Origin of the sequence: Streptomyces echinoruber (genome assembly GCF_014651135.1) — a bacterium.
In the GTDB taxonomy this organism is placed as follows: Bacteria; Actinomycetota; Actinomycetes; order Streptomycetales; family Streptomycetaceae; genus Streptomyces; species Streptomyces echinoruber.
Map to the genome: position 1 here is coordinate 21,291 of NZ_BMWH01000001.1, position 25,095 is coordinate 46,385.

At 74.0% G+C, this 25,095-nt stretch carries 21 protein-coding genes and 1 pseudogene; 14 read left to right on the forward strand and 8 right to left on the reverse strand.

Annotated elements, in window-relative coordinates; translation table 11 throughout:
• Window positions 1-99: 99 nt before the first annotated feature.
• Together IE225_RS00110 and IE225_RS00115 are read right to left on the reverse strand one after the other, a co-directional pair.
• A complete protein-coding gene (locus IE225_RS00110; protein WP_190055169.1) occupies window positions 100-279 on the reverse strand; it encodes a hypothetical protein in 180 nt (59 codons plus the stop codon).
• A 68-nt stretch (window positions 280-347) separates the two neighbouring features.
• Window positions 348-590 (reverse strand): annotated as a pseudogene (locus tag IE225_RS00115) (Rv2578c family radical SAM protein); the annotation flags it as partial.
• A 198-nt stretch (window positions 591-788) separates the two neighbouring features.
• Between IE225_RS00115 and IE225_RS00120 the strand changes: the two are divergent.
• The 6 genes from IE225_RS00120 (at window position 789) to IE225_RS00145 (ending at window position 10,175) form a co-directional block, all read left to right on the forward strand.
• On the forward strand, window positions 789-1,232 hold the full coding sequence (locus IE225_RS00120) for an SRPBCC family protein (protein WP_190055170.1): 444 nt from the start codon (window positions 789-791) through the stop codon (window positions 1,230-1,232).
• A 303-nt stretch (window positions 1,233-1,535) separates the two neighbouring features.
• Window positions 1,536-4,010: an MFS transporter gene (locus tag IE225_RS00125; RefSeq protein WP_190055171.1), complete on the forward strand. Its 2,475-nt coding sequence runs from the start codon at window positions 1,536-1,538 to the stop codon at window positions 4,008-4,010.
• A 398-nt stretch (window positions 4,011-4,408) separates the two neighbouring features.
• On the forward strand, window positions 4,409-6,934 hold the full coding sequence (locus tag IE225_RS00130; protein ID WP_190055172.1) for an ATP-binding SpoIIE family protein phosphatase: 2,526 nt from the start codon (window positions 4,409-4,411) through the stop codon (window positions 6,932-6,934).
• Window positions 6,935-7,093: 159 nt separating this feature from the next.
• Entirely contained in the window at window positions 7,094-7,819 is a 726-nt protein-coding gene (locus tag IE225_RS00135) for a class I SAM-dependent methyltransferase (protein ID WP_190055173.1), read from the forward strand.
• 222 nt (window positions 7,820-8,041) lie between these two features.
• A complete protein-coding gene (locus IE225_RS00140) occupies window positions 8,042-8,875 on the forward strand; it encodes a M55 family metallopeptidase (RefSeq protein ID WP_190055174.1) in 834 nt (277 codons plus the stop codon).
• Window positions 8,868-10,175: a M20/M25/M40 family metallo-hydrolase gene (locus tag IE225_RS00145; RefSeq protein WP_190055175.1), complete on the forward strand. Its 1,308-nt coding sequence runs from the start codon at window positions 8,868-8,870 to the stop codon at window positions 10,173-10,175. Before IE225_RS00140 ends, IE225_RS00145 begins: the two co-directional genes overlap by 8 nt.
• A gap of 217 nt (window positions 10,176-10,392) precedes the next feature.
• On the opposite strand, the gene IE225_RS00150 is transcribed toward IE225_RS00145, so the two are convergent.
• The 4 genes from IE225_RS00150 to IE225_RS00165 form a co-directional block, all read right to left on the reverse strand.
• Window positions 10,393-12,033 (reverse strand): glycoside hydrolase family 13 protein, encoded by a 1,641-nt coding sequence (locus IE225_RS00150; RefSeq protein ID WP_190055176.1) that lies wholly within the window; start codon window positions 12,031-12,033, stop codon window positions 10,393-10,395.
• A gap of 72 nt (window positions 12,034-12,105) precedes the next feature.
• A complete protein-coding gene (locus tag IE225_RS00155) occupies window positions 12,106-12,939 on the reverse strand; it encodes a carbohydrate ABC transporter permease (RefSeq protein ID WP_190055177.1) in 834 nt (277 codons plus the stop codon).
• Window positions 12,936-13,997 (reverse strand): carbohydrate ABC transporter permease, encoded by a 1,062-nt coding sequence (locus tag IE225_RS00160; protein WP_190055178.1) that lies wholly within the window; start codon window positions 13,995-13,997, stop codon window positions 12,936-12,938. The genes IE225_RS00155 and IE225_RS00160 overlap by 4 nt, the downstream gene beginning before the upstream one ends.
• Window positions 13,998-14,008: 11 nt before the next feature.
• The gene (locus IE225_RS00165) at window positions 14,009-15,157 is read right to left on the reverse strand and encodes an ABC transporter substrate-binding protein (RefSeq protein WP_229879087.1); all 1,149 of its coding nucleotides are present in this window, start codon (window positions 15,155-15,157) and stop codon (window positions 14,009-14,011) included.
• Window positions 15,158-15,644: 487 nt separating this feature from the next.
• On the opposite strand from IE225_RS00165, the gene IE225_RS00170 reads away from it, so the two are divergent.
• Window positions 15,645-16,706: a LacI family DNA-binding transcriptional regulator gene (locus tag IE225_RS00170; RefSeq protein ID WP_308432424.1), complete on the forward strand. Its 1,062-nt coding sequence runs from the start codon at window positions 15,645-15,647 to the stop codon at window positions 16,704-16,706.
• A 253-nt stretch (window positions 16,707-16,959) separates the two neighbouring features.
• Here the strand turns inward: IE225_RS00170 and IE225_RS00175 are convergent, their stop codons facing one another.
• Entirely contained in the window at window positions 16,960-17,832 is an 873-nt protein-coding gene (locus IE225_RS00175) for a helix-turn-helix transcriptional regulator (RefSeq protein ID WP_190055179.1), read from the reverse strand.
• Window positions 17,833-18,028: 196 nt separating this feature from the next.
• Between IE225_RS00175 and IE225_RS00180 the strand changes: the two genes are divergently transcribed.
• The 6 genes from IE225_RS00180 (at window position 18,029) to IE225_RS00205 (ending at window position 23,962) form a co-directional block, all read left to right on the forward strand.
• Entirely contained in the window at window positions 18,029-18,856 is an 828-nt protein-coding gene (locus IE225_RS00180; RefSeq protein WP_190055180.1) for an SDR family oxidoreductase, read from the forward strand.
• Between the two features lie 57 nt (window positions 18,857-18,913).
• Window positions 18,914-19,846 carry an SDR family NAD(P)-dependent oxidoreductase gene (locus IE225_RS00185; RefSeq protein ID WP_229879089.1) on the forward strand — a complete coding sequence of 311 codons (933 nt, stop codon included), beginning with the start codon at window positions 18,914-18,916 and terminating at the stop codon, window positions 19,844-19,846.
• 47 nt (window positions 19,847-19,893) lie between these two features.
• The gene (locus IE225_RS00190) at window positions 19,894-20,112 is read left to right on the forward strand and encodes a tautomerase family protein (protein ID WP_190055181.1); all 219 of its coding nucleotides are present in this window, start codon (window positions 19,894-19,896) and stop codon (window positions 20,110-20,112) included.
• Window positions 20,113-20,236: 124 nt separating this feature from the next.
• The gene (locus IE225_RS00195) at window positions 20,237-22,192 is read left to right on the forward strand and encodes a dipeptidyl-peptidase 5 (RefSeq protein WP_190055182.1); all 1,956 of its coding nucleotides are present in this window, start codon (window positions 20,237-20,239) and stop codon (window positions 22,190-22,192) included.
• Window positions 22,193-22,254: 62 nt separating this feature from the next.
• Window positions 22,255-23,181: a S66 peptidase family protein gene (locus IE225_RS00200; RefSeq protein ID WP_190055183.1), complete on the forward strand. Its 927-nt coding sequence runs from the start codon at window positions 22,255-22,257 to the stop codon at window positions 23,179-23,181.
• A 211-nt stretch (window positions 23,182-23,392) separates the two neighbouring features.
• On the forward strand, window positions 23,393-23,962 hold the full coding sequence (locus IE225_RS00205) for a GNAT family N-acetyltransferase (protein ID WP_190055184.1): 570 nt from the start codon (window positions 23,393-23,395) through the stop codon (window positions 23,960-23,962).
• Between the two features lie 54 nt (window positions 23,963-24,016).
• Here IE225_RS00205 and IE225_RS00210 read toward each other — a convergent pair whose 3' ends face one another.
• Window positions 24,017-24,364 (reverse strand): VOC family protein, encoded by a 348-nt coding sequence (locus IE225_RS00210; RefSeq protein ID WP_190055185.1) that lies wholly within the window; start codon window positions 24,362-24,364, stop codon window positions 24,017-24,019.
• A gap of 135 nt (window positions 24,365-24,499) precedes the next feature.
• Here IE225_RS00210 and IE225_RS00215 point away from each other — a divergent pair, with 135 nt between their 5' ends.
• Window positions 24,500-25,021 carry a phage holin family protein gene (locus tag IE225_RS00215; protein WP_190055186.1) on the forward strand — a complete coding sequence of 174 codons (522 nt, stop codon included), beginning with the start codon at window positions 24,500-24,502 and terminating at the stop codon, window positions 25,019-25,021.
• Window positions 25,022-25,095 lie beyond the last annotated feature (74 nt).

The window sequence follows — 25,095 nt, forward strand, 5'->3', positions numbered from 1 at the left end:
TGACCGTCCCGCCCTCGAACGCCCGCTCCGTGGAGTTCCGTAAGACCCCTCGGGAGGGTTTCTCACTCGGTGCACCTGCGCCGGCGGAGGAGCGGTGTTTCAGCGGCCCTCGGAGAGGCGCTTCCTCGTGCAGTCCCGCAGCAGCAACCACGGTGCGATGTCGGTGGAGTCCTCCAGGCGGTCGTCCTCTCCGTGCAGCAGCGCGGTGTAGGCAGCCTTCCCTGCTTCTGCTGAGGCGGTGCTGCCGGAGGTCTCTTGGCCGGCGAGTGTCCTCGTCATGCCCTTCCAGGCCCTGTCTGCGCTTGCTGCGCTGGGCATCGAACCTCCCTGACTGAAAGGGGCCATGGGGAGAAGCACACGCACGCGTGGGTGCAGCCCCGGTAGGGGTTCACCGTCCACTCGAACGGCATCCGGGAGGCGCCCGGCACCCGGTTGATGATCGACCGCGCCCGGATCTCGTGGAACGTGATCCCGTTGAACTCCGGGGTGTCGAACGTCCGGACGGTCACCGCGTCCGCGCCGAAGAGCGCGGCGTCGGCCCGGCCGTGGCCGCCGTCCCCGGAGTCCACGGTGAGGTTCTCCCCGCGCATGACGCCTCCTCGGTAGCACCGGCGCCATAATAGAACATGTGTTCGCATGATCGTGAGGTCGGGTAAGGGGCGGTCCCGGAGGGTCGGTTCCGGTCACCCGCCGGCACTCGTTCGATCGTTGCCGGACCCGATTTGGGGGGCCGGGGAGCGGGGTGGTTGGCTTGCCCCATCCGAGAACCGAAGCTCCTGGAGGAACCGATGGCGCAGGTCGAGGCCACTACCGAGCGGGTCGTCGCGGCGGACGCGGAGACGGTGTTCGACGCGCTGGCCGACTACCGCGGCACCCGCCCGAAGCTGCTGCCCGAGCACTTCAGCGAGTACGAGGTGCGGGAGGGCGGCGACGGCGAGGGCACCGTCGTGCACTGGAAGCTCCAGGCCACCAGCAAGCGCGTGCGCGACTGCCTGATGGAGGTCAGCGAGCCCACCGACGGCGAACTGGTCGAGAAGGACCGCAACTCCTCCCTGGTCACCACCTGGCGGGTCACCCCGGCCGGCGAGGGCCGCGCGCGGGTGCAGGTCACCACCACCTGGAAGGGCGCCGACGGCATCGGCGGCTTCTTCGAGAGGACCTTCGCCCCCAAGGGCCTGAACCGCATCTACGACGCGATGCTCGCCAAGCTCGCCGCCGAGGTGGAGAAGTAAAGGAGAAGAAGTAGAGAACCGCCGGGGCGGGGAAGCGGGGGACCCCCGGGACGGGGAAGTGGGAAACCCCCGGGACGGGGAAATGGAGGACCGTCGAGGCGGAGAAGCCGGGAAGCGGCCGCGCGCCGGCGGTCCCCGCCCTGTCGGCGCGCCCAACGCGTCCGCGTCCAGGGCGCGTTGCCCCTCTCACCGGTTCGAGTGGATCTCCGCGCCGGTGCGTACGACGCCGTAACCCCTTCCGCCCACCCGTAGTTGCCGCTTCACGCCGGAACCGTGCGGCAAGTGCGACGAGGGGAGCGGTACGTGGGCGGGAGCACGCTCGTGCAGGACGAACCGGCCGTGGCGGAACCGGCTGTGGCGGAACCGGCCGCGAACACGGTGCCCAGGCCCGCCGCCCCGGAGCCCGCCGCGGCCGCCGGACTCACCCCGCGCCGGCTGCGGCTGGTCTTCACCGGGCTGATGCTCGCCCTGCTGCTGGCGGCGCTGGAGCAGATGATCGTGGCGACGGCGCTGCCGCGCATCGTCGGCGAACTGCACGGGCTGGACCGCATGTCGTGGGCGATCACCGCCTACCTGCTCACCTCGACCATCGGCCTGCCGGTCTACGGCAAGCTCGGCGACCTGCTCGGCCGCAAGGGCGTCTTCCAGTTCGCGATCCTCGTCTTCGTCGTCGGCTCCGCCCTCGCCGGGCGGGCGCGGAGCATGGACCAGCTGATCGCGTTCCGCGCGGTGCAGGGCGTCGGCGCGGGCGGGCTCATGACCGGCGTGCAGGCGATCATCGCGGACATCGTGCCGCCGCGGCAGCGCGGCCGCTACCTGGGCCTGATCGGCGCCGCGTTCGGCCTCGCCTCCGTCACCGGGCCGCTCCTCGGCGGCTACTTCACCGACCACCTCTCCTGGCGCTGGTGCTTCTACGTCAACGTCCCCTTCGGGCTGGTCACCCTCGCCGTCGTCACCGCCGTGCTGAAGCTGCCCACACCGCGGGCGAAACCCCGCTTCGACGTCCTCGGCACGCTGCTGCTCACCGCGGCCTCCGCCTGCCTGGTGCTGCTCACCAGCTGGGGCGGCACCGAGTACGCCTGGGACTCGCGCGTCATCCTCGGCCTCGGCGCCGGTGCCGCGACCGCCGGCCTGCTCTTCCTCGTCGCCGAGCGCTTCGCCGCCGAACCCCTCGTTCCGCTGCGGCTGTTCCGCGACTCCGTCTTCAACGTCAGCGGCCTGGTGGGCCTGGTGACCGGCGCCGCGCTGTTCGGCGCCGCCGGCTACCTGCCGACCTTCCTGCAGATGGTCGACGGCGCCTCCGCCACCGAGTCCGGGCTGCTGATGCTGCCCATGACGGGCGGGATCGTCGTCGCGTCCGTCGTGTGCGGCCGGCTCGTCAGCCGCACCGGCCGCTACCGGTACTACCCCCTCCTCGGCACCGCCCTCGCCGCGGCCGGGACGTGGCTGCTGTCCCGGCTGGGGACCGACACGCCCCGACTGCACTACAGCGTCTGGATGGCCGTCCTCGGCGCCGGCATCGGCATGGTGATGCCGGTCCTGGTGCTCGCCGTGCAGAACTCCGTGCGCCCCGCCGACCTCGGCACCGCCACCAGCGCCCACACCTACTTCCGGCAGATCGGCGGCAGCGTCGGCGCCGCCGTCTTCGGCACCCTCCTCGCCGACCGGCTCACCGACGCCCTGCGGCGGCGCCTGCCCGCGGGAGCCGCCGCAGGACTGCCCGACCCGGAATCCCTCACCCCGCGGCTGGTGCACACGCTGCCGCCGGAGCTGCGGGACGCCTACGTGCGGGCGTACGCCGACGCCATGCCGCGCATCTTCCTCTACCTCGTGCCGGTGCTCCTGCTCGGCCTGGTCATCGCCCTCTTCCTCAAGGAGACCCCCCTCGTGAACAGCGCAGCGTCCCCCCACGCCACCGCCCCGGAGTCGGCGGGCACGGGGGCCGACGCGTCCCTGCCGCACGCCCGCCCCCGGCCTTCGGCCGAGGGAACCCACACCCCGCCCCGCTCGCCGTACCCGGCCGGCGTGCCCGTCTGCGGCACCGTGCAGCACCCCGACGGCACCGCCGTGCCCCGCGCCGCGCTCACCCTGATCGACGTGGCCGGGCAGCAGGTCGGCCGGGGTGCCACCGGCGAGGACGGCCGGTACGCGCTGTCCACGCCGGGCCCGGGGGCGTACGTCCTCATCGCCGCGGCCGGCGGCCACCAGCCGCAGGCCGTCTCCGTGACCGTGGGCGAGCGGCCCGTCGAGCTGGACGTCGTCCTCGGCGGCGCCGGACGCCTCGCGGGCAGCGTGCTCACCGCGGACGGCACCCCGGTGCGGGACGCCACCGTCACCCTGACCAACGTGCACGGCGAGGTCGTCGCCACCACCCGCAGCGGGCGCGAGGGCGGCTACGTCATCACCGAACTGGTGGCCGGCGAGTACACCCTCGCCGCCAGCGCCCCGGCCTTCCGCCCGGCCGCCCTGCCCGTCTCCGTGCAGGCGTCCCGGGAGACCCGCCAGGACGTCGAACTCGCCGGCGGCGCCGTGCTGCGCGGCACGGTCCGCGCCGGCGGCGGCCGGCCCGTGGAGGAGGCCCGCGTCACCCTCCTCGACGCGGCCGGCAACGTCGTCGACACGCAGATCACCGGCTCCGACGGCATCTTCCGCTTCGTCGACCTGTCCTCCGGCGAGTACACCGTGATCGCCGCCGGCTACCCGCCGGTCGCCACCGTCCTGCAGGTCGCCGGCGGCGGCCGCACGGAACGGGACCTGCAACTCGGGCACGAGGACTGATGGGACTGACTGGACTGGCCGGCCTGGCCGACGGCTTGACCGGACTGGCCGGCCGGTCGGGTCCGATCTGACCGAGCTACCCGAGCTACCCGATCCGCCCGACCGGTCCGACCGGCTCGCTCACCCGCGCCGCGGTTCCGCGCGGAGAGCCTTTCCGCCCCGGCGGGCGCCCGCCCTGTCGCGCGCCCGTTCCGGCAGGCGCCTGCCCCGGCGCCCGCCCGCCCCGGCGTGCCGCCGACCGCTCATGCGCCGGTTCGTGCGCCGGTTTGCGCGCCGGCCCGCGCGCCGGAGGCAGCGGCGAGTGGAATTCCCCCATTGCCGCACATCGCGACCGGCCGGAGCCGTACCGTGGTGCGACGGGGCAGATCTTGAGGGGCGGGGGAGAGAGGGGCCGGGCCATGGACAGGGGCACCGACGGTGACACGGCCCCCGGTCATGCGGCCGGCCGCATTCCGCTGGCGGTGGTCGTGGTGGACCGCGAGGGGCTCGTCTCCCACTGGAGCAGGGGCGCGCGGCTGCTGTTCGGCACGCCCAAGGAAGAGGCCATAGGCTGCCCGGTCACCGACCTGCTGCCCGTCTCCGGGGCGCTGCCCGAGGAGGACGCGGAGGCCGGGCGGGCCGGGGAGGCCGAGGAGGACAGTCCGTACGGCGCGTACTCCGCCTACTCCGCCCACGACGGGCTCGGTCCCGGCCTCGGGTCCTCCCTCGACGGGCGGCTGCACTACCCGGCCGCGGGCCGCGCCCGCCTCACCGTGCCCGGCCGCGCCCGCCTCGACGTGCTGTGGTGGGCGTACCCGCTGGTGGGCCCCGGCCCCGAGCGGCTGCTGGTGCTCGCGGCGGACGCGGGCGCCCTGCGCCGGGACCGGGCCGACGGCGAGGACGGGCCGGCCGCGGAGCACGACGGGCACGGCGGACACCCGCTCGTGGAGCGACACCCGCTCGTGGAGCGCATCGTGCCCGGCTTCGCCCTGCACACCGACTTCCCCGGCGCCGACGAACTCGCCCGCCGGCTGCCGGAGATCCTGCCCAGCATGAGCGTCGGGGAGAGCTCCCGCATCGTCGCGCAGATCCTCGAACTCGGTTACCCCGTCCTGGAGTTCAGCCAGAACGACCGGGTGCCGGTCACCCCCGACTGGGGTGTGCCCCGGCGGGCGGAGCGCCGGGCGCGCCGGGAGCGGGCGGCGCGCGCCCGGGTGGCCGGCACACCGGTTCCGGACCGGCTCGACGACGAGGGCGAGGACCTCGAACACGCGGCCGTGCGGGAGCGGCTGGAGTTCCTCAACGAGGTCAGCTCCAGGATCGGCACCTCGCTCGACCTGGCACGCACCATCGTCGAGGTCAGCCGGGCCGTCGTCCCCCGCTTCACCGACGTCGCCGGCACCTACCTGCGCGAACAGGTCGTCGCCGGCGAGGGCTTCCCGGAGGGTGTGCCCGACACGACGACGATGTGGCACCGGGTCGCCGTCGAGCACACCGACGAACCCGGCCGCTGGGACGACGTGGTCCCGGTCGGCGAGGCCATGCCGTTCCCGGCGCACACGCCGTTCTTCCAGTGCATGACCACCGGCGAGCCGGTGCTGGTGCCGCGCATCACCGAGGAGATGGGCCACGCCATCGCCTCCCAGTTCGAGAAGCGCGACATCCGGCCGCTGATCACCGGCCGCTCCATGCTCGTCGTCCCGCTCAAGGCACGCAACGTCGTCCTCGGCTTCATGATTCTGCTGCGCCACCCCGGGCGCGCCGAGTTCAACGACATGGACCGGGTCACCGGAGCCGAACTGGCCGCCCGCGCCGCGCTCGTGCTCGACAACGCGCGCATGTACACCTACCAGGAGAGCGTCGCCGAGACCCTCCAGGACAGCATGCTGCCGCACATCCCGCCCCGGATGGCCGGCTGCGACATCGCCACCCGCTACCTGCCGGGCACGCGGCTCGGCCGGGTCGGCGGCGACTGGTTCGACTCCGTCAAACTCCCCGGGGCCCGCACCGCGTTCGTCGTCGGCGACGTCATGGGCCACGGCCTGAACTCGGCGGCGATGATGGGCCAGTTGCGCACCGCCGTGCAGACCATGGCCGCGCTCGACCTGCCGCCCGCGCAACTGCTGCGCAACCTCGACGACCTCGCCCGGCGGCTCGGCGACACCCACCTCGCCACCTGCCTGTACGCCGTCTACGACCCGGTCGCGGGCGAGCTGCACCTCGCCAACGCCGGGCACATCCCGCCGGTGCTGGTGCGCGCCGGGGACGGGCGCAGCGAACTGCTCGACCTGCCGACGGGCGCGCCGATCGGAGTGGGCGGAGTGCCGTTCGAGGCGGTCCGGGTGCGCGTGGCGCCCGGCGACCGGCTGGTGATGTGCACCGACGGGCTGGTCGAGGTACGCGGCGAGGACATCGGTGTCGGGCTCGCCACCCTGTGCGAGTCCGCGGCCCACCCGGCCGCGTCCATGGACGACGCCTGCGACACCATCATCCGCGCCCTGGGCGCGCACGGCGGCCGCAAGGACGACGTGGCCCTGCTCATGGCCCGGCTCAACGGCATCGCCGCCGACGACGTCGCCGAGTGGCGGCTGGCCCGCGACCCCGCGGAGGTGGCGCGGGCGCGTGCGGTGGTCCGTGAGCGGCTGCACGACTGGGGGCTGCGGCGGCTGGCCGACACCGCCGCGCTGCTGGCCGGCGAACTCGTCACCAACGCCGTACGGCACGCCCGCCACCGCCCCGTCGAGCTGCGGCTGGTGCGCGGCGACACGCTGCTGTGCGAGGTGGACGACGACGACCACGAGCTGCCCGTGCTGCGGCACGCCGGGCCGGACACCGAGCGCGGGCGGGGGCTGCGGGTGGTGAGCACGCTCGCCCGCGAGTGGGGGGCGAGCCGGACCGAGGCCGGCAAGACGGTGTGGTTCGAACTGACCCTGCCGCGCCGCTGATCCGCGCGGGGCCGCGGGGCGTGCGACGGCGCCCGCGCGCCCGACGTGTCGTGAAGGAACGCGCCGGGCGCTTGTCGTGGGGGCCCGGGAGCGGTACACCCTACGGGCCCGTCACTCGGACGGGCGTATCGCACCGGTCGTCGCACCTGGGGAGCCGAGATGAGCGTGACGCGCAGGTACCGGGAAGCCTGGGAGGGGTTCTGGCGGGAGGCCCCGAAGGAGGAGGGCGCCGTCTTCTGGGACGCCGACCCGGCGCTGGCCGTCGGCCTGCATCTGCCCCTGTTCGAACCGTACCTGACGGATCGTCACCTCCCTCTGGTGGACCTCGGCTGCGGCAACGGCACCCAGACCCGCTTCCTCGCCGGCCGCTTCCCGCACGTCGTCGGCGTCGACCTCGCCGCGGCGGCCGTCGAGCACGCCCGGCGCGCCGATCCCGCGGGCCGGGCGACGTACCGGACCCTGGACGCCGCGGAGGAGAGCGAGGTGCGGGCCCTGCACGCGGAACTCGGCGACGCCAACGTCTACATGCGCGGCGTCCTGCACCAGTGCCAGCCGGCGGACCGCCGGCCCCTGGCCGACGCGATCGCCACCCTCGTCGGCGAACGCGGCCGGGCCTTCCTGGTCGAGCTGTCCGCGGCCGCCCGCCCCGTCCTGCACGGCCTCGCGGCCGGCCCCGCCGGCCCGCCGCCCAAGCTCGCCCCCGTCTTCCGGCACGGCATCGCGCCCGGCGAGGTCGCCGACGGGGCGGTCCCGGAGTACCTGCGGGCGGCCGGCCTGACCGTGCTGGCGAGCGGCGAACTGCCGCTGGCGACCACCGAGTCGGGCCCGGAGGGCACCCGGATAGAACTGCCCTCGCGGTGGCTGGTGGCGGGCCGCGCCGGCTGACCGGGACGGGGCGGGGCGGGGCGGTGCGGGGAGCGGGGCCGGCGGGGGAGGAGCAGTCGTACGGCGGCCGCGCACCCGCCCGCCGGCCCGCGCGGAAGCCGCCCGCCGGCCCGCGCGGAAGCCGCCCGGAGGTGTCCGGAGGCGCCCGAAGGTGTCCGGAAGCGGACGCGGACCGCTTCGCCTCGTAGCCGGTCGCCGCCCCGGCGCGTAACGTGACCCGGCATGAAGATCCTCATCAGCGCCGACATGGAGGGCGCCACCGGGGTGACCTGGCCGGCCGACGTGCTGCCGGGGACGCCGCAGTGGGAGCGGTGCCGGGCGATGTTCACCTCGGACGTCAACGCCGCGGTGCTGGGGTTCTTCGACGGCGGCGCCGACGAGGTGCTCGTCAACGAGGCGCACTGGACGATGCGCAACCTGCTGCTGGAGCGGCTGGACGAGCGGGCGCAGATGCTCACCGGCCGGCACAAGGCGCTGTCGATGGTGGAGGGCGTGCAGCACGGCGACGTCGACGGCGTCGCGTTCGTCGGCTACCACGCGGGCGCCGGCATGGAGGGCGTCCTCGCCCACACCTACCTGGCGAACTCCATCACCGGGGTGTGGCTGGACGACGTCCGCGCCAGTGAGGGGCTGCTCAACGCGCATGTCGCCGCCGAGTTCGGGGTGCCCGTCGTCCTGGTCACCGGCGACGACGTGGCCTGCGAGGACGCCCTCGGGTACGCGCCCGTGGCGCCGAAGGTGGCGGTGAAGGACCACGTCTCGCGCTACGCCGCCGTGTGCCGCACCCCGGACCGCACCGCCGCCGCCATCCGCGCCGCGGCCCGGAAGGCGGCGGCGCTGGCGGTGCGGCACGAACCGGTGCACGGCGGGCCGCACACCGTCGCCGTCGAGTTCGACGCCGAGCACCTGGCCCAGGCCGTCACCGTCGTGCCGGGCGTGACCCGCACCGGGGAGCGCCGGGTGGCGTACACCAGCCCCGCCATGTACGAGGGAATCCGCACCTTCAAGGCGGTCACCACGATCGCCTCCGCCGCGATCGAGGAGCAGTATGGCTGACGCGCAGGCACGGGAGGAGGTCGTGACCTTCACCTCCGACCTCATCCGCATCGACACCACCAACCGGGGCGGAGGCGACTGCCGGGAGCGCCCGGCCGCCGAGTACGCCGCCGCGCGGCTGGCCGAGGCGGGGCTGGAGCCGGTGCTGCTGGAGCGCACCCCGGGCCGGACCAACGTCGTCGCCCGCGTCCCCGGCAGCGGCCCGTCGGCTCACGCGCTGCTCGTCCACGGGCACCTGGACGTGGTGCCGGCGCAGCCCGCCGAGTGGAGCGTGCACCCCTTCTCCGGGGAGGTCCGCGACGGCGTCGTGTGGGGCCGGGGCGCCGTCGACATGAAGAACATGGACGCGATGATCCTCGCCGTGGTGCGGGCCTGGGCCCGGCAGGGCGTGCGGCCCCGGCGGGACGTGGTGGTCGCCTTCACCGCCGACGAGGAGGCCAGCGCCGAGGACGGCTCGGGCTTCCTCGCCGACCGGCACGCGGCGCTGTTCGAGGGCTGCACCGAGGGCATCGGCGAGTCCGGCGCGTTCACCGTCCACGACGGCACCGGCCGGCAGCTCTACCCCGTCGCCGCGGGGGAGCGCGGCACCGCCTGGCTCAGACTCACCGCCCGCGGCCGGGCCGGCCACGGCTCCAAGGTCAACCCCGACAACGCCGTCACCCGCCTCGCCGCCGCCGTCGCCCGGATCGGCGCCCACGAGTGGCCGCTGCGGCTCACCCCGACCGTGCGCGCCGCGCTCACCGAACTCGCCGCCCTGTACGGCGTCGACGCCGACCCCGACCGCGAGACCGGCAAGCTGCTGGACAAGCTCGGCCCGGCCGCGCAACTGGTCGAGCACACCCTGCGCAACAGCGCCAACCCGACCGTGCTGGAAGCCGGTTACAAGGTCAACGTCATCCCCGGGGAGGCCGTCGCCCTGGTCGACGGGCGCTATCTGCCCGGCACCGAGGAGGAGTTCCGCGCCACCCTGGACCGGCTCACCGGGCCCGACGTGACGTGGGAGTACCACCACCGCGAGGTCGCGCTCCAGGCGCCCGTGGACGCGCCGGTGTTCGCCCGGATGCGGGAGGCGATCGAGGCGTTCGCGCCCGAGGCGCACGTGGTGCCGTACTGCATGTCCGGCGGCACCGACGCCAAGCAGTTCGCCCGGCTCGGCATCACCGGCTACGGCTTCGCCCCGCTGAAGCTGCCCGAGGGCTACGACTACGCGGCGATGTTCCACGGCGTCGACGAGCGGGTCCCCGTGGAGGCGCTGCACTTCGGCGTCCGCGTCCTGGACCGGTTCCTGCGGACCGCCTAGGGACACCGCCGGACGGACAGCCGGACGGACAGCCGGACGGACACCGTCGGACGAAGCCTCCCCGGGCGGCCGGCACCCGTGGCGGTGACCGCGTCGCGAACCGCCTGCTCACCACCCGGTTGCGGTGCGGGTCCGGCCGCGGCGCGGCCCCGGCCGACGCGGACGGCGGGGCGCGTCGGTCGTCGGCCGGGGCCGGCTTCTGGTCCGTGGCGTGCGGCTACGCCGCGAGCCAGGCCGCCTGATCCGGTGCGAGCACGCCGTTCTCGAGGGGGCCGCCGGCCAGGAGGACCGCGGTGTGCTCGGGCAGCGGGCAGGGCTCGGCGGAGAGGTTGACCACGCAGACGAAGCCGGGGTCCCGGCTGAGGCACAGCACGCCGTCGGGGGCGTCCAGCCAGGTCAGCGTGCCGTCGCCGAGTGCGGGGTGCTCGCGGCGCAGGCGCAGGGCGGTGCGGTAGAGCTCCAGCATGGAGGTCTCGTCGCCGGTCTGCGCCGCCACGCTGAGCCTGCCCCAGTCGGCCGGCTGGGGCAGCCAGGGAGCGGCGGTGGCGCCTTCGGGGCTGAAGCCGTACGGCGCGGTCCGGCCGGACCAGGGGATCGGCACCCGGCAGCCGTCCCGGCCGCGGTCGGTGTGTCCGGAGCGTTCCCAGATGGGGTCCTGGAGCACGGCCTCGGGCAGGTCCTCGACCTCCGGCAGGCCCAGTTCCTCGCCTTGGTAGATGTAGGCGCCGCCGGGCAGGGCGAGCATCAGCAGGGCGGCCGCGCGGGCGCGCCGGGTGCCCAGTTCCAGGTCGGCCGGTCCCTGCGGTTCGTAGCGCTCGTCGGGCGTCCACCGCTTGACGTTCCTGCGCCCGTAGCGGCTGAGGTGGCGCATGACGTCGTGGTTGGAGAGCACCCAGGTGGCCGGTGCGCCCACCGCGCCGAGCATGGCGAGGGAGTCGTCGATGACCGACCGGAGGTCCTTGGCGTCCCAACTGGCCATGAGGAAGTCGAAGTTGAACGCGGTGTGCAGGCCGCCCGCGCGGACGTAGGCGGCCAGCCGCTCCGGTGTGTCCGCCCACGCCTCGGCGACGAAGGACCGGTCGCCGGGGAACTCGTCGGCCACCTTGCGCCAGGCGCGGTAGATGTCGTGGACCTCGTCACGGTCCCAGTGCGGGTGCGCCACGCGCTGCCCGGCTTCCCCGTCCCGCGGGGCCTGGACCGGTGGCAGGTCGGGCAGTTCCGGATGCTTGACGAGGCCGTGCGCCACGTCGATACGGAAGCCGTCCACGCCCCGGGAGAACCAGAACCGCAGGATCGACTCGAACTCCGCGCGCACCTCCGGGTGCTGCCAGTTGAGGTCGGGCTGCTCCGGCGCGAACAGGTGCAGGTACCACTCGCCGTCGGGCAGCCGGGTCCAGGCCGGGCCGCCGAAGCAGGAGACCCAGTCGTTGGGCGGCTCGCAGCCGTCGCGCCCGCGGCCGGGCCGGAAGATGTAGCGCTCCCGCTCCGGGCTGCCCGGCCCGGCCGCCACCGCCGCCCGGAACCAGGCGTGCTGGTCCGAGGTGTGGTTGGGCACGATGTCGGGGATGACGCGGAGGCCGTGGCGGTGGGCTTCCTCGATCAGTTGCTCGGCCTCCGCCAGGGTGCCGAACAGCGGGTCGATCTCCCGGTAGTCCGCCACGTCGTAACCGTGGTCCGCCATGGGCGACTTGTACCAGGGGTTGATCCAGATGGCGTCGACGCCGAGCTCCTTGAGGTACGGCAGACGGGAGCGGAGGCCGGCGATGTCGCCGACGCCGTCACCGTTCCCGTCGGCGAAACTGCGGATGTAGACCTGGTAGATGACGGCGCTGCGCCACCACGGTGCGGTACCGGACATGCTGATGCTGTGCTCCTTGTGACGAGGACGAGGACGAGGGGGAGGGGGGAGGGACGGCGGGCGCGCCCCGGTTCACTTGGCGGCGCCCGCGGTGAGTCCGGCGACGATACGGCGCTGGAAGAGCAGCACCATGACCACCAGGGGCACGGTGACGAGGACGCCCGCCGCCATCTGGCTGCCGAAGGGGGCCTCGTACGTCGTGGCGCCGGTGAACTTGGAGATGGCGACCGGGGCGGTCTGCATGGCGGGCTTGTTGGTCATGGACAGGGCGATGAGGAACTCGTTCCAGGCGGCGATGAAGGTGATGATCGCGGTGGTGAAGATGCCCGGTGCCGCAAGGGGAATGACGACCTTCCGGAACGCCTGGCCGCGGGTGCATCCGTCGACCATGGCGGCGTGCTCCAGTTCCTCCGGCATCTGTCGGAAGAACGCCGTCAGGTTCCACACCGCCAGGGGCAGCGCGAAGGACATGCTCGGCACGATCATGGCCTGGTAGGTGTTGATCCAGCCGATCCCGGTGAACAGCTTCAGCAGCGGGACCACGATCGACACGACGGGGAACATCGAGGTGGCGATGATCAGCGTGAGGATCAGCCGCTTGAAGCGGAACTCCAGGCGGGCCATCGCATAGGCGGTGAACGTGGCCAGCAGCAGCGCCAGCACGGTGGTGACGCCCGCGACGGTCAGGCTGTTGAGCAGCGCGCGCGGGAACCCCTGGGAGGGGCCGAGCACCGCCCGGTAGTTGGCGAACGACACCCGGGACGGGACGAGCGAGGTGTCGAAGAGGTCGGAGGCGGGCCGCAGGCTGGAGACCAGCATCCAGTAGAACGGGGCCAGGCAGTAGGCCGCCACCGCGGCGACCCCCGCGTACAGCAGCCAGTGGCGCCACTTCGCCGCGCCGGTCATGCCGTCACCTCCGCACGGCGGGAGAGAACGATCCCGCGCCGCCCGCCCCGCCTGCCTCCGGCCCCGCCGTCGCCGACGAGGTCGGTGCCGAGCAGCCGGACGAAGGCCAGGGCGATCAGGAAGACGTAGAGGAAGAGGAGCACCGCGTAGGCGGAGGCGGGTCCGAAGCGGACGTTGGACGCCTCGTCCTGCGCCAGCATGGACAGGGTCTCCACCGAGTTCTTCTGCGCGCCGATGAGGAGGTACGGCAGGTCGAACATGCGCAGGGCGTCCATACAGCGGAAGAGGACCGCCACCAGCAGCGCGGGCTTCACCAGGGGCAGGGTGATGTGCCAGAACTGACGCAGCGGGCCGGCGCCGTCGAGCCGGGCGGCCTCGTACACCTCCTTGCCGATCACCTGGAGACCGGCCAGGACCAGCAGGCCGATGAACGGGGCGGTCTTCCACACCTCGGCGACGATGACCGCGACCTTGGCGTGGAAGCCCTCCGTGGTCCACAGGATCTGGCGGCCGAGGAGGCCGTTGGCGATGCCGTTGCTGTTGAAGATCCACCGCCACAGCAGGCCGGAGATCGCGGTGGGCACCGCCCAGGGGACGAGGATGGCGGCCCGCACCAGCGCTCGCCCCTTGAGCGCCCTGTGCATGATCAGCGCCATCGCCATGCCGATCACCGTCTCCAGCGCGACGGTGACGCCGGTGAAGAAGGTGGTGTTCCAGAAGGCGTTCCAGAACCTGCCGCCGGCCTCGCCGAAGATGTCGGCGTAGTTCTTGAGCCCCACGAACGGCTCGGTGCTGCGGATGAAACCGGTGCGGGGATCCAGACCCTTGGGTCCGTACAGCGATTCCGTCAGCGCCATGATCGTCGGATAGAGCACGACGATCGCCAGCACCAGCAGCGTCGGAGAGACCAGGAGCGCCGCCATGCGCCCGGAGCCGGCGGTGGCGCGGGCCGCCTCGGCACGGCGGCCCACTGGCGCCAAGGGCCGCCCGGTCCGGCGGCCGGCCGCGCCGCCGGACGGGCGGGGAGCGGTCCCGGTCGGTGTCCTGGTGTCGGCCATGGTTCCGTCCCTCACTGCCCCATGACCTTCTTCAGGTCCTTCTGCAGGTCCGTCAGCGCCTGTGCGCTGCTCTTGCCGCCGTTCAGGGCGGCGTACGCCTCCCGCTGGATCGCCGAGGTCGCGTCGCCGTACTGCACGACGCGCGGACGCGGCACGGCCCGCAGGACGGACTGCTTCAGAACGGGCAGGTACGGGTACTGCTTCACCAGCGCCGGATCGTCGTACAGGCGCGCGTACGGCGGAGCGAGCGAGGCGCCCTGCAGGAAGGACTTCGCGGTCTGCTCGCTGGTGAAGAACTTCATGAAGTCCAGCGCCGTGGCCTTGTTCCTGGCGAAGGACGACAGGGCGAGGTTGTGGCCTCCCAGGCTGGAGGCACCGGGCCCGTTCAGGCCGGGCAGCGGGGCGACCGCGAACTTTCCGGCCACCTTGCTCTTCTGCGCCAGGGAGTACACGTACGGCCAGTTCCGCAGGAAGAGCAGCTTGCCGGACTGGAACGCCTGGCGGCTGTCCTCCTCCTGGTAGGTGATGGCCTCCTTGGGAATCGTCCCGTCCTTGAAGGAGCCGGCGAGGAAGTCCAGGCCCTTCCTGGCGGCGGGGGTGTCGACGTCGGGCCTGCCGTCGGCGTCGGTGACCTCACCGCCCGCGGAGTTCACGGCCTCGGCGAAGTTCACCGTGAGGCCCTCGTACTTCTGGAACTGCCCGGCGTAGCAGGACATGCCCTTGCCCTCGGGCAGCTTGCGCACCTTGGCGCAGTCCTCCTTCAACTCCGCCCAGGTCTTCGGCGGGCCCGCCACGCCGGCCTTCTTCAGCAGATCGGCGCGGTAGTACAGCATTCCGCCGTCCGAACTGGCCGGGACCGCGTACAGGCCGCCGCGGTACTTCGCCGTCTCCACCACCGGCTTCAGCATCTTGTGCAGCGGGAACTGCCTCTCGGGCAGCTTGTCGATCCACTGATGGGCGGCGAACTCCGACGTCCACACGACGTCGAGGGAGAGCACCGTGTAGGCGTCGGACTTCGTCTCCGCGTTCTGGATCATCTGCTGCCGCTGGGCGTCCGCGTCGGTCGGCAGCTGAATGAGGGTCACCTTCTCCTTGGGGTGGAGCTTGTTCCAGCGGTCGAGCACCGGCTGGAGGGTTCCGGTGGTGTCCTTGCCCGTCACGTACGTGATGGGGCCGCGGCCCTCGAACGACGCCGGCCCGGACTGTCCCGAGCCGCTGTCGCCGGACGCTCCGCAAGCCGTGAGTACGAGGCCTGCGGCGACGAGCGCGGCCGAGCACGGGAACGCTCTGATGACCCTGATCTTCACTGTCTCTCCTGGTCGTGCGGGACGGGAAACGCCGCGGGTTCCAAGGGGGAGGACCGCTGCGGCTTCGGATGACTGTAACCACCTGAGAATGCGTTGTCTCAGGGGAAAACCGCAGCTCAGCGCCTTGTGTGCGCAGGAGCGGAGGTGATCTCGTCCTGTTCGGGACAACGCTTGCACGCTAGGAGGGCCGCTGTCTGGCGTCAATGCGTTACGCGTCGGTAATTCGATGGAGTAGCAGGGAATGGTTCCTGGTATATCCGGGCATACGGGTGCATAGACCTGCGTGACAGCGCTTTCAGAAAAGGGGTGCGGTAGCCGCTTCCTCTGCTATCGTCCGGTCATGCCACCAGCTCAGCGACACCCCACGATGGCTGACGTCGCCGAACGGGCCGGAGTCTCCACGTCCACGGTCTCGCGCACCCTGCGCGGCCTGTCCACGGTTTCCCCCGAAGTCCGTGCCCGCGTCGAACGGGCCGCCAGAGAACTGGACTTCGCGATCTCACGGCAGGCCGCGAGCCTGGTCACGGGGAAGACGGGGACCGTGGCGGTGCTCGTCTGCACGCTCAACTCCTGGTTCATGGGCTCCGCCCTCTCCGCCCTGGGCCCCATGCTGCGCGCCGCGGACCTGGAACTGAACCTCTACGTGGTTCCCGACCTGGACGAGCGCGCCTCCTTCTTCAAGCGTCTCCCGGCCCGCCGGAACGCCGACGCACTGCTGGTGTTCTCCTTCGACCTCACCGACGAGGAGACCGCCCGGCTCGACGACCTGGGCATGCCCGTCATCTACGTCAGCCAGCACGTCGACGGACGTCCCAGCGTGTACGTGGACGACGTGGCCGGCGCCCTCAACGGCACGCGGCACCTGCTCAACCTCGGCCACCGCAGGATCGCCTTCCTCCAGGCCGTGGGCTCCAGCGGCTTCTCCTTCAGCTCCAGCGAACGACTGCTCGGCTACCAGCAGGCACTCACCGAAGCGGGCCTCCCCCTCGACGAGGACCTGGTCGTCGCCACCCCCTTCCCCGACAAACACGGCACCGCCAAGGCGCTCGGAAAACTGCTCAGCCTGCGCGAGCCGCCCACCGCCGTCTTCGCCGAGCACGACGAAGCCGCCGTCGCCGCCATCCGGGTCCTGCGCGCGGCCCAGATCGGTGTCCCCGAGCAGATGTCCGTCCTCGGCTTCGACGATCACCCGGTCGCCGACCTGTTCGACCTGTCCACCGTGGCCCAGTCGCCCTCGGACATCGGCCGCGAGGCCGGCGAACTGGCCCTGAGGCTCATCAACGACCCGGACGCGGACCACGCACGGCACATCGTCCTGCCCAGCCACGTCATTCCCCGCGCCACCACGGCTCCCCTGTTCCAGGCCCAGAACCGCGGGCAGGAGCAAGCCGGATCGCCGTAGGGGGACGGCCGGGAGGGCAGCGGGACGGCCGACCGGGAGACGGTCGGGAACGGTCACCGAGAGCCGTCCCGGTACGGCCTCGCTCACGCTCCGCCACCGTCGAGCACCGGGAGAGCCGTGGCCGGCGTCCGGGACGGCCGCCGCAACGCCCGCCGCGCGGTACCCGGTCACACGCCGGCAGGGGACCTGCCCTTCACACACGGGCCGGCGGCGCGCGGGCGCGGGCCCGTGCGGGGCCGGCACCCCTCTCCGCTCACCCCTGCGGGTGCCGCAGCCCCCTCACGTCGCTCGTCAGGTCCTGGGTGCCGATGACGGAGAGGAGCTCCAGCTGGGCGGCGCCCTCGGTGCCGGGCGGGGCGGTGAACCACAGCAGGCGCTGGCGTCCGTCCTCGCTGAACAGGCTGTGGCAGTCGAGTTCGACGACGCCCAGCGAGCGGTGCACGATGCGCTTGTGGTCGGTGCGCCGCAGGGCGACGTCCCGGGTCTCCCACAGCCGGGCGAACTCCTCGCTGCGGCGGCGCAGCACGGCCACCAGCCGGGTCACCTCGGAGTCGCCGCCGCGCCGGGCGGCGACCGCCTGGAGGTCGGCCACGAACACCCGGGAGTGGTGGGGGTGGTCCTCGGGAGGGTAGAGCGCGCGGGCACCGGGATCGGTGAACCAGCGGTAGACGTAGCCGGCCGCGGGGCCGCGGACCGCCGGGGGCGGGCCGAGGAGCGACCGGGCGAGGGGGTTCTGGACCAGGGTCTCGTGCAGGTCGGTGATGACCTGGGCGGGGGTCGTGGTGAGCCGGTCCAGCAGGCCGAGGAGGGCCGGCTGGACATGGGCGGCGGGTCCGTGCGCGGCCGGCGGGACGGGGCGGTCGGCGAGGTGGAAGAGGTGGTCGCGCTCGTCGCCGTTCAGCCGCAGCGCACGGGCCAGGGCGGCCAGTACCTGGGTCGAGGGCTGCGCGCCGCGGCCTCGCTCCAGCTCGGTGTAGTAGTCCGCGGACAGCCCCGCGAGCTGGGCGACCTCCTCGCGCCGCAGACCGGGCACCCGGCGCCGGGGCCCGGTCGGCAGGCCGACGTCGGCCGGGCGGACACGGTCCCGGCGGGACCTCAGGAACGCGGCGAGCTCCACATGGTTCACCCGTCCATGGTCGCCCCTGCCGCGCGGCCGAACCAGGGGACGGCCACCCCAGGGTGAGGACAGCCGTGGCAGGCACGGGACGGGTGACCCAGGCTGGAGGGACCGCACCCGACGGGGCACCGCGGCGGCGCCGTACGGCCGACACCGGCGCGTCCCGTCCCGTACCCGCGCCCCGGCCACTACCGCAGGAGGCCCCATGCCCCAGTCCGAGCCCCAGTCCGAGCCCCAGTCCGAGCCCCGGCCCGAGTCCGCGTCCCGGCCCGAGTCCGAGCCCGCGTCCCGGCGGCACCCCGACCGGACCCGTGCCGCCGTCGTCACCGGCGGCTCCCGCGGGATCGGCCGCGCGACGGTGACCCGGCTGGCCGCCGACGGCCTCGCCGTCGTGGTCGGCTACGCCGGCAACCGCGACCTCGCCGAGGCCGCCGTCGCCGAGGTCGCCGCGGCCGGCGGCCGGGCCGTCGCCGTACGGGCCGACGTCGCCGACGAACAGCAGGTGGCGGCGCTCTTCGACACCGCCGAGGCCGAGTTCGGGGGCGTCGACGTCGTCGCCCACGCGGCCGGCCGGATGTACCTGGCGCCCGTCGCCGAGCTGGACCTGGCGGAGCTGGACGCGTTGCACCGCACCAACATCCGCGGCACCTTCGTCGTCGCCCGGCAGGCCGCCCGAAGGCTGCGCCGCGGCGGGGCGCTCGTCACCTTCTCCACCTCCGTGGTCGGGCTGGCCTTCCCCGGCTACGGCGCCTACAGCGCGAGCAAGGGCGCCGTCGAGGCCCTGACGATGGTCCTCGCGCGCGAGCTGCGCGGCCGGGACGTCACCGTCAACACCGTGGCCCCCGGCCCCACCGCCACCGACCTGTTCCTCCAGGACAAGGACGAGGAGGCCATCGCCCGGCTGGCCGCCCAGCCCCCGCTGGAGCGGCTCGGCACCCCCGCCGACATCGCCGAGGTGGTCGCCTTCCTCGCCTCCCCGGCCGGCCACTGGATCAACGGCCAGGTCGTCCGCGCCAACGGCGGCATCGTCTGACGGCCGGCGCGCCCCGCACCGGCCGACCACCCCCTGCACGTTCGTACGAGGACCCCCATGAACTCCATGCCTTCCGGCTCACCCCGGACCACCCCGCCCGGAACCGTCCTGGTCACCGGCGCCTCCAGCGGCTTCGGCGCGCTGACCGTACGCGCCCTGGCCCGCGCCGGCCACACCGTCTACGCGGGGATCCGGCAGACGGCCACCCGCAACGCGCCCGCCGTGGCGGACCTGAACCGCTACGCCACCGACCACGACGTACGGCTGCACGCGGTCGAACTCGACGTCACCTCCCAGGAGTCCGCCGACACCGCCGTCCGCCGGATCCTGGCCGCCGAGGGCCGGCTGGACGTCGTCGTCCACAACGCCGGACACATGGTCACCGGCCCCGCCGAGGCCTTCACCGCCGAGCAGCCGGCACAGCTGTACGACGTCAACGTCCTGGGCGCCCAGCGCGTCAACCGGGCCGCGCTGCCCCATCTGCGGGCCCGGGGCGAGGGCCTGCTGGTGTGGATCGGCAGCTCCAGCACCCGCGGCGGCTGCCCGCCGTTCCTCGGGCCCTACTTCGCCGCGAAGGCCGCGATGGACGCCCTGGCCGTCAGCTACGCCGCCGAGGTGCTCCGCTTCGGCATCGACACCGCGATCGTCGTCCCCGGCGCCTTCACCTCCGGCACCCACCACTTCGCCCACGCGGGCGCCCCCGCCGACACCGACCGCGCCGCCGCCTACGACGAGCACTACGGCGCCCTGCTGGCCGGCCTGGAGGAGAGGCTGGCCGCGCTCATCCCGCCGGACGCCGACGCCGCCCAGGTCGCCGACGCCATCGTACGCCTGGTGGCCATGCCGGCCGGCACCCGGCCGCTGCACACCCACGTGGACCCCAGCCGTGACGGCAGCGAAGTCGTCTCCGCGGTCGCGGACCGCATCCGCGCCGACTTCTTCCGCCGCGCCGGCCTGGACGGCCTGCTCACCGCAGGCAGCTCCCTGTAACCCGCCCTGTAACCCTCCAAGTGACCCTCCGAGAGAGAGAACCCGTCATGCCGTTCGCGAACTTCAAGGTCCCCGCCGGAAGCCTCGACGACCAGCAGAAGCAGCAGATCATCACCCGCACCACCGACCTGTACGCCGAGATCTACGGCGAACGGGCCCGCGCCAACACCCTGGTCGTGGTCGAGGAGGTCACCGACGGCGGCTGGGGCATCGGCGGCACCGTCCTGACCCGCGCGATGCTCCGGCAGCCGTCGCCCGAGGACTGAGGACGGCCGGGCCGGTGGTCGCGCACGATCCGGCGGGCGCCCTTCACTATGGTCGTGGCGGACGCGAGCATCGGACTCGGTCGTCAGGCATCGGACTCGTGCGCCGGGGCGAAGGAGGAGGCGCGTGCAGACACTGCCGTACGGATCGTGGCCGTCGCCCGTCGACGCGGCGCTGGTCGCCGCGCACGACGGGAAGCCGGAGTACGTCGGCTTCGTCGGCGACGAGGCGTGGTGGACCGAGCCGCGCCCCGCCGAGGGCGGCCGCCGCACCCTGGTGCGCCGGCGCGCCGACGGGGGAGAGGAGTCGGTGCTGCCGGCGCCGTGGAACGTGCGCAGCCGCGTCATCGAGTACGGCGGCCTCCCCTGGGCGGGCACCGTCCTCGACGGCCGGCCCCTCGTCGTCTTCGCCCACTTCGCCGACCAGCGGCTGTACCGGTACGAACCGGACGCCGGGGAGCCGCGCCCGCTCACCCCCCTCTCCGCCACCGGCGGCGGGCTGCGCTTCGCGGACCCGCAGATCCGGCCGGAGCACGGCGAGGTGTGGTGCGTGCTGGAGGAGTTCACCGGTGACGGGCCCGGCGACGTGCGGCGCGTGCTCGCCGCCGTACCCCTGGACGGGTCGGCCGCCGAGGACCGGGGCGCGGTGCGCGAACTCACCGATGAGCGGCACCGGTTCGTCACCGGGCCGCGGCTGTCGCCGGACGGGCGGCGCGCCGCCTGGATCGCCTGGGACCACCCGCGCATGCCGTGGGACGGCACCGAGCTCCTGGTCGCCGACGTCCGCCCCGACGGCACCCTCGGCGCGCCGCGCACCGTCGCCGGCGGGCCCGAGGAGTCGGTCCCGCAGGCCGAATGGGCCGCCGACGGCTCCCTGCTCCACGTCAGCGACCGCACCGGCTGGTGGAACCTGTACCGCGACGGCGCGCCGGTCTGCCCGCGCGAGGAGGAGTTCGGCGGACCGCTGTGGAAGCTCGGCCAGCGCTGGTTCGCGCCGCTGGACAGCGGCCTGGTCGCCGTCGTGCACGGCCGCGGGCCCGCCGCCCTCGGCGTCCTCGACCCCGAGACCGGCGAGCTCGTCGACGCGGTCGGCCCCTGGAGCGAGTTCGAACCCACCCTCGCCGTGCACGGCGAACGCGTCCTGGCCGTCGGCGCCGGTCCGCGCACCGCCCACGAGGTCGTCGAACTGAACACCAGGACCGGCCACGCCCGCACGGTCGGCTCCGCCCACCGCGACCCCGTCGACCCCGCCTACTACCCCGAGCCGCGGTCGCGCACCTTCACCGGCCCCGGCGGCCGCGAGATCCACGCCCACCTCTACCCGCCCCGCCACCCCGGCTGCGCCGCCCCCGACGGCGAACTCCCGCCCTACGTGATCCGGGCGCACGGCGGGCCCACCAGCCGCGCCCCGCTCGTCCTCGACCTGGAGATCGCCTACTTCACCTCCCGCGGCATCGGCGTCGTCGAGGTCGACTACGGCGGCTCCACCGGCTACGGGCGCGCCTACCGCGACCGGCTGCGCGAGCAGTGGGGCGTCGTCGACGTCGAGGACTGCGCGGCCGTCGCCCGCGCCCTCGCCGAGGAGGGCACCGCCGACCGCGCCCGGATCGCCGTCCGGGGCGGCAGCGCGGGCGGCTGGACCGCGGCCGCTTCCCTGGCCGGCACCGACGTCTACGCCTGCGGCACGATCCTCTACCCCGTCCTCGACCTCATCGGCTGGGCGTCGGGGGGAACCCACGACTTCGAGTCCCGCTACCTCGACACCCTCATCGGCCCGCTGGAGAAGGTGCCCGCCCGGTACGCGGAACGCTCGCCCGCCCGGCGCGCCGACCGCGTCACCGCCCCCTTCCTGCTGCTGCAGGGCCTGGACGACGTCATCTGCCCGCCCGCCCAGTGCACCCGCTTCCTGGCCCGCCTGCGCGGCCGGGGAGTCCCGCACGCCTACCTCGCCTTCGCGGGCGAGGGACACGGCTTCCGCCGCGCCGACACGGTGATCCGCGCCCTGGAGGCCGAACTCTCCCTATACGCCCAGGTGTTCGGCTTCGACGCACCGGACGTGCCGAGACTGGAGCTGACCACGTGAAGGGCTGGAGCCGGCCCCATGAAGGGCTGGAGCCGACCGCATGAAGGACTGGAGCTGACCACATGAAGGAACTGCGCCGCCCCCGCCGCCTCGCCCCCGGCGCCCGCGTCGCCGTCGTCGCGCCCAGCGGGCCCGTGCCCGAGGAGCGGCTGCAGGCCGGGCTCGACGTGCTGCGCGGCTGGGACCTCGACCCGGTGGTCGCCCCCCACGTGCTCGACCGGCACCCCCGCTTCGGCTACCTGGCGGGCACGGACGCCGACCGCGCCGCCGACCTGCAGGCCGCCTGGTGCGATCCGGCCGTGGACGCGGTGCTGTGCGCCCGCGGCGGCTACGGCGCCCAGCGCGTCGTCGACCTGCTCGACTGGGCGGCGATGCGGGCCGCCGGGCCCAAGGTGTTCGTCGGCTTCAGCGACGTCACCGCGCTGCACGAGGCGTTCGCCGTCCGGCTCGGCCTGGTCACGCTGCACGGGCCGATGGCGGCCGGCGTCGACTTCCTGAAGAACGCGCGCGCCCAGGAGCACCTGAGGGCCACCCTGTTCGCGCCCGAGGCGGTCCGCACGATCGCCTCCGCCGGGCGCGCCCTGGTGCCCGGCCGTGCCCGCGGTGTCACCCTCGGCGGCTGCGCGAGCCTGCTCGCCGCCGAACTCGGCACGCCCCACGCCCGGCCCGGCGCCCGCGGCGGGCTGCTCCTGCTGGAGGACGTCGGCGAGGAGGCGTACCGCCTCGACCGCATCCTGACCCAGTTGCTGCGCTCGCACTGGCTCGACGGCGTCGCGGGGATCGTGCTCGGCTCCTGGGCCGAGTGCGGCCCCTGCGAGGAGGAGCTGCGCGCGGTGTTCGCCGACCGGCTCGGCGGGCTCGGCGTGCCGGTGGCCGAGGAGTTCGGGTTCGGGCACTGCGCGGGCGCGCTGACGATGCCGCTGGGCGTGCGCGCCGAACTCGACGCGGAGGCGGGAACGCTGACGCTGGACGAGCCGGCGCTGCTGTGATCCGGCGCTGTTGTGATCCGGCGCTGCGGTGGGCCGCGACCGGGCCGTCCGCGGCGCCGCCGCCGGCGGTGACCGGCGGCGCGGTGACCAGTGGTGGGGTGAGCGGCGGTGGGGTGAGCGGCGGTGGGGTGAGCGGCGCCGTGGAGACCGGCGGCGCGGTGACCGGCCGCGAGGTGATCGGCGGCGCGGAGACCGGCGTTAGGGTGGCGGAGTGTCCGACACCGCGTCCCGTTACCTGGCCGAAGGCCCCCGCGTGGGCATACGCCCCTTCACCTACGACGACGGTCCCGAGTTCGCCGCCCGCGCCCGGGAGAGCAAGGACCTGCACCACCCGTGGCTCTTCCCGCCGCTCACCCCGCAGGCGTACACCGCCTATGCCGCCCGGCTGATCGAGGACCCCGCCAAGGCCGGGTTCCTGGTCTGCGAGAAGGACACCGGCGGCGACGGCGGTGCCCTCGCGGGCTTCGTCAACATCAACAACATCGTCCGGGGCGGCTTCCGGAGCGGCGCCCTCGGCTACGGCGCCTTCGCGCACGCGGCCGGGCGCGGGCTGATGCGCGAGGGCCTGGAGCTGGTGATCCGCCACGCCTTCGGGCCGATGCGGCTGCACCGGCTGGAGATCAACGTGCAGCCGCTCAACACCCGCTCGATCGCGCTCGCCCGCCGCTGCGGCTTCCGCCTGGAGGGCTTCTCACCGAAGATGCTGTTCGTCGACGGCGCCTGGCGCGACCACGAGCGGTGGGCGCTCACCGCCGAGATGCTGCAGGACGACGACGGCTGACGCCCTCGCCCGTCCCGGCCGGCGCGGCCCGGCGACGGGTGACCGGGCGGCCGGTCAGCCCCGGCGGTCGACGTACTCGTACACCGCCCCGTCCGGGTGCATCGCGATCAGGCTGCGGCCGGCCGGGGTGGCGACCGGGCCGGCGACGACGCGCGCGCCCAGCTCGCCGAGAACCCGGCAGGCCTCGTCGACGTCCTTGACGGCGATCGTCGCCGCCACCTTCCGCAGCACCTCCAGCTCGGCCTCGGGCCCGCTCATCAGCAGAAAGCAGCCGACGGCGGCCACCCGGACGCCACCGCGCTCGAACCGGAGAGCCCTGCCGCCCGCGAGGCGCTCGTAGAAGGGGACCGCCTGCTCCAGGTCGTCGACGCAGACGCGCAGCGTGGCACCGAGAATCTCCATGCGGCCGAGCCTAGTTGGCGGCGCCGGGCCGGGAGATCGGTTCCGGTGATCGGGCCCGCTCCCGCCGGGCGCGGCGGGTCTGTGGGCCCCGGGCGCGGCGGGTCTGTGGGGCCCGGGCGGGGGTACCCGTGTTTCATGGACCGCTTGGATCATCTGGAGCACCTGGACAAGCATCTGGTCGACGAGCTGGCGCAGGTGGCGCGCGAGACGGTGCGCGACGAGCTGCGCCGGCAGACCCGGGAGCGGCGCCGTACGGCGATGCTGTACGCCGCCTCGGGTGCCGTCGCCCTGTACGCGGGTGCGGCCCTCGCCCTCACCCTGGGCCTCGCCCTCGCCATCGGCCTGCCCGACTGGGCGGCCGCCCTGATCACCGCGGTCGTCCTCGCCGCCGTCGCCTACGCGCTGCGCAACGCGGCCCGGCCCTCCGCGCCCACCACGTCCGCCGCGCCCACCACGCCCACCACGCCCACCACGCCCGCCGAGGGCGGCACGGGCGGCACGGGCGGCGCCCCGTACCCGCCGATGCCGCCCGTCGCGCCCGGCGGGGCCGGCGCGGCGACCGGGGCGCCGGGCGCGGGCACACCGGCCCCCGGCGCGGCCGGGGCACGCCCGCCGGGCCCGGACGACATCGACCCCGAGACGCACCACCGGGCCTGACGGGCCTGACGGGCCTGACGCGGGCGTCGCGGGAACACGACAGTGGAAAAGGGAAGGGGCCGTGGGAGCGGCAG

Coding starts and splice junctions, on each gene's coding strand:
- IE225_RS00110 (WP_190055169.1), bottom strand. CDS start 279: ATGACGAGGACACTCGCCGGCCAAGAGACCTCCGGCAGCACCGCCTCA.
- IE225_RS00120 (WP_190055170.1), top strand. CDS start 789: ATGGCGCAGGTCGAGGCCACTACCGAGCGGGTCGTCGCGGCGGACGCG.
- IE225_RS00130 (WP_190055172.1), top strand. CDS start 4,409: ATGGACAGGGGCACCGACGGTGACACGGCCCCCGGTCATGCGGCCGGC.
- IE225_RS00135 (WP_190055173.1), top strand. CDS start 7,094: ATGAGCGTGACGCGCAGGTACCGGGAAGCCTGGGAGGGGTTCTGGCGG.
- IE225_RS00140 (WP_190055174.1), top strand. CDS start 8,042: ATGAAGATCCTCATCAGCGCCGACATGGAGGGCGCCACCGGGGTGACC.
- IE225_RS00145 (WP_190055175.1), top strand. CDS start 8,868: ATGGCTGACGCGCAGGCACGGGAGGAGGTCGTGACCTTCACCTCCGAC.
- IE225_RS00150 (WP_190055176.1), bottom strand. CDS start 12,033: ATGTCCGGTACCGCACCGTGGTGGCGCAGCGCCGTCATCTACCAGGTC.
- IE225_RS00155 (WP_190055177.1), bottom strand. CDS start 12,939: ATGACCGGCGCGGCGAAGTGGCGCCACTGGCTGCTGTACGCGGGGGTC.
- IE225_RS00160 (WP_190055178.1), bottom strand. CDS start 13,997: ATGGCCGACACCAGGACACCGACCGGGACCGCTCCCCGCCCGTCCGGC.
- IE225_RS00170 (WP_308432424.1), top strand. CDS start 15,645: ATGCCACCAGCTCAGCGACACCCCACGATGGCTGACGTCGCCGAACGG.
- IE225_RS00180 (WP_190055180.1), top strand. CDS start 18,029: ATGCCCCAGTCCGAGCCCCAGTCCGAGCCCCAGTCCGAGCCCCGGCCC.
- IE225_RS00185 (WP_229879089.1), top strand. CDS start 18,914: ATGAACTCCATGCCTTCCGGCTCACCCCGGACCACCCCGCCCGGAACC.
- IE225_RS00190 (WP_190055181.1), top strand. CDS start 19,894: ATGCCGTTCGCGAACTTCAAGGTCCCCGCCGGAAGCCTCGACGACCAG.
- IE225_RS00200 (WP_190055183.1), top strand. CDS start 22,255: ATGAAGGAACTGCGCCGCCCCCGCCGCCTCGCCCCCGGCGCCCGCGTC.
- IE225_RS00210 (WP_190055185.1), bottom strand. CDS start 24,364: ATGGAGATTCTCGGTGCCACGCTGCGCGTCTGCGTCGACGACCTGGAG.
- IE225_RS00215 (WP_190055186.1), top strand. CDS start 24,500: ATGGACCGCTTGGATCATCTGGAGCACCTGGACAAGCATCTGGTCGAC.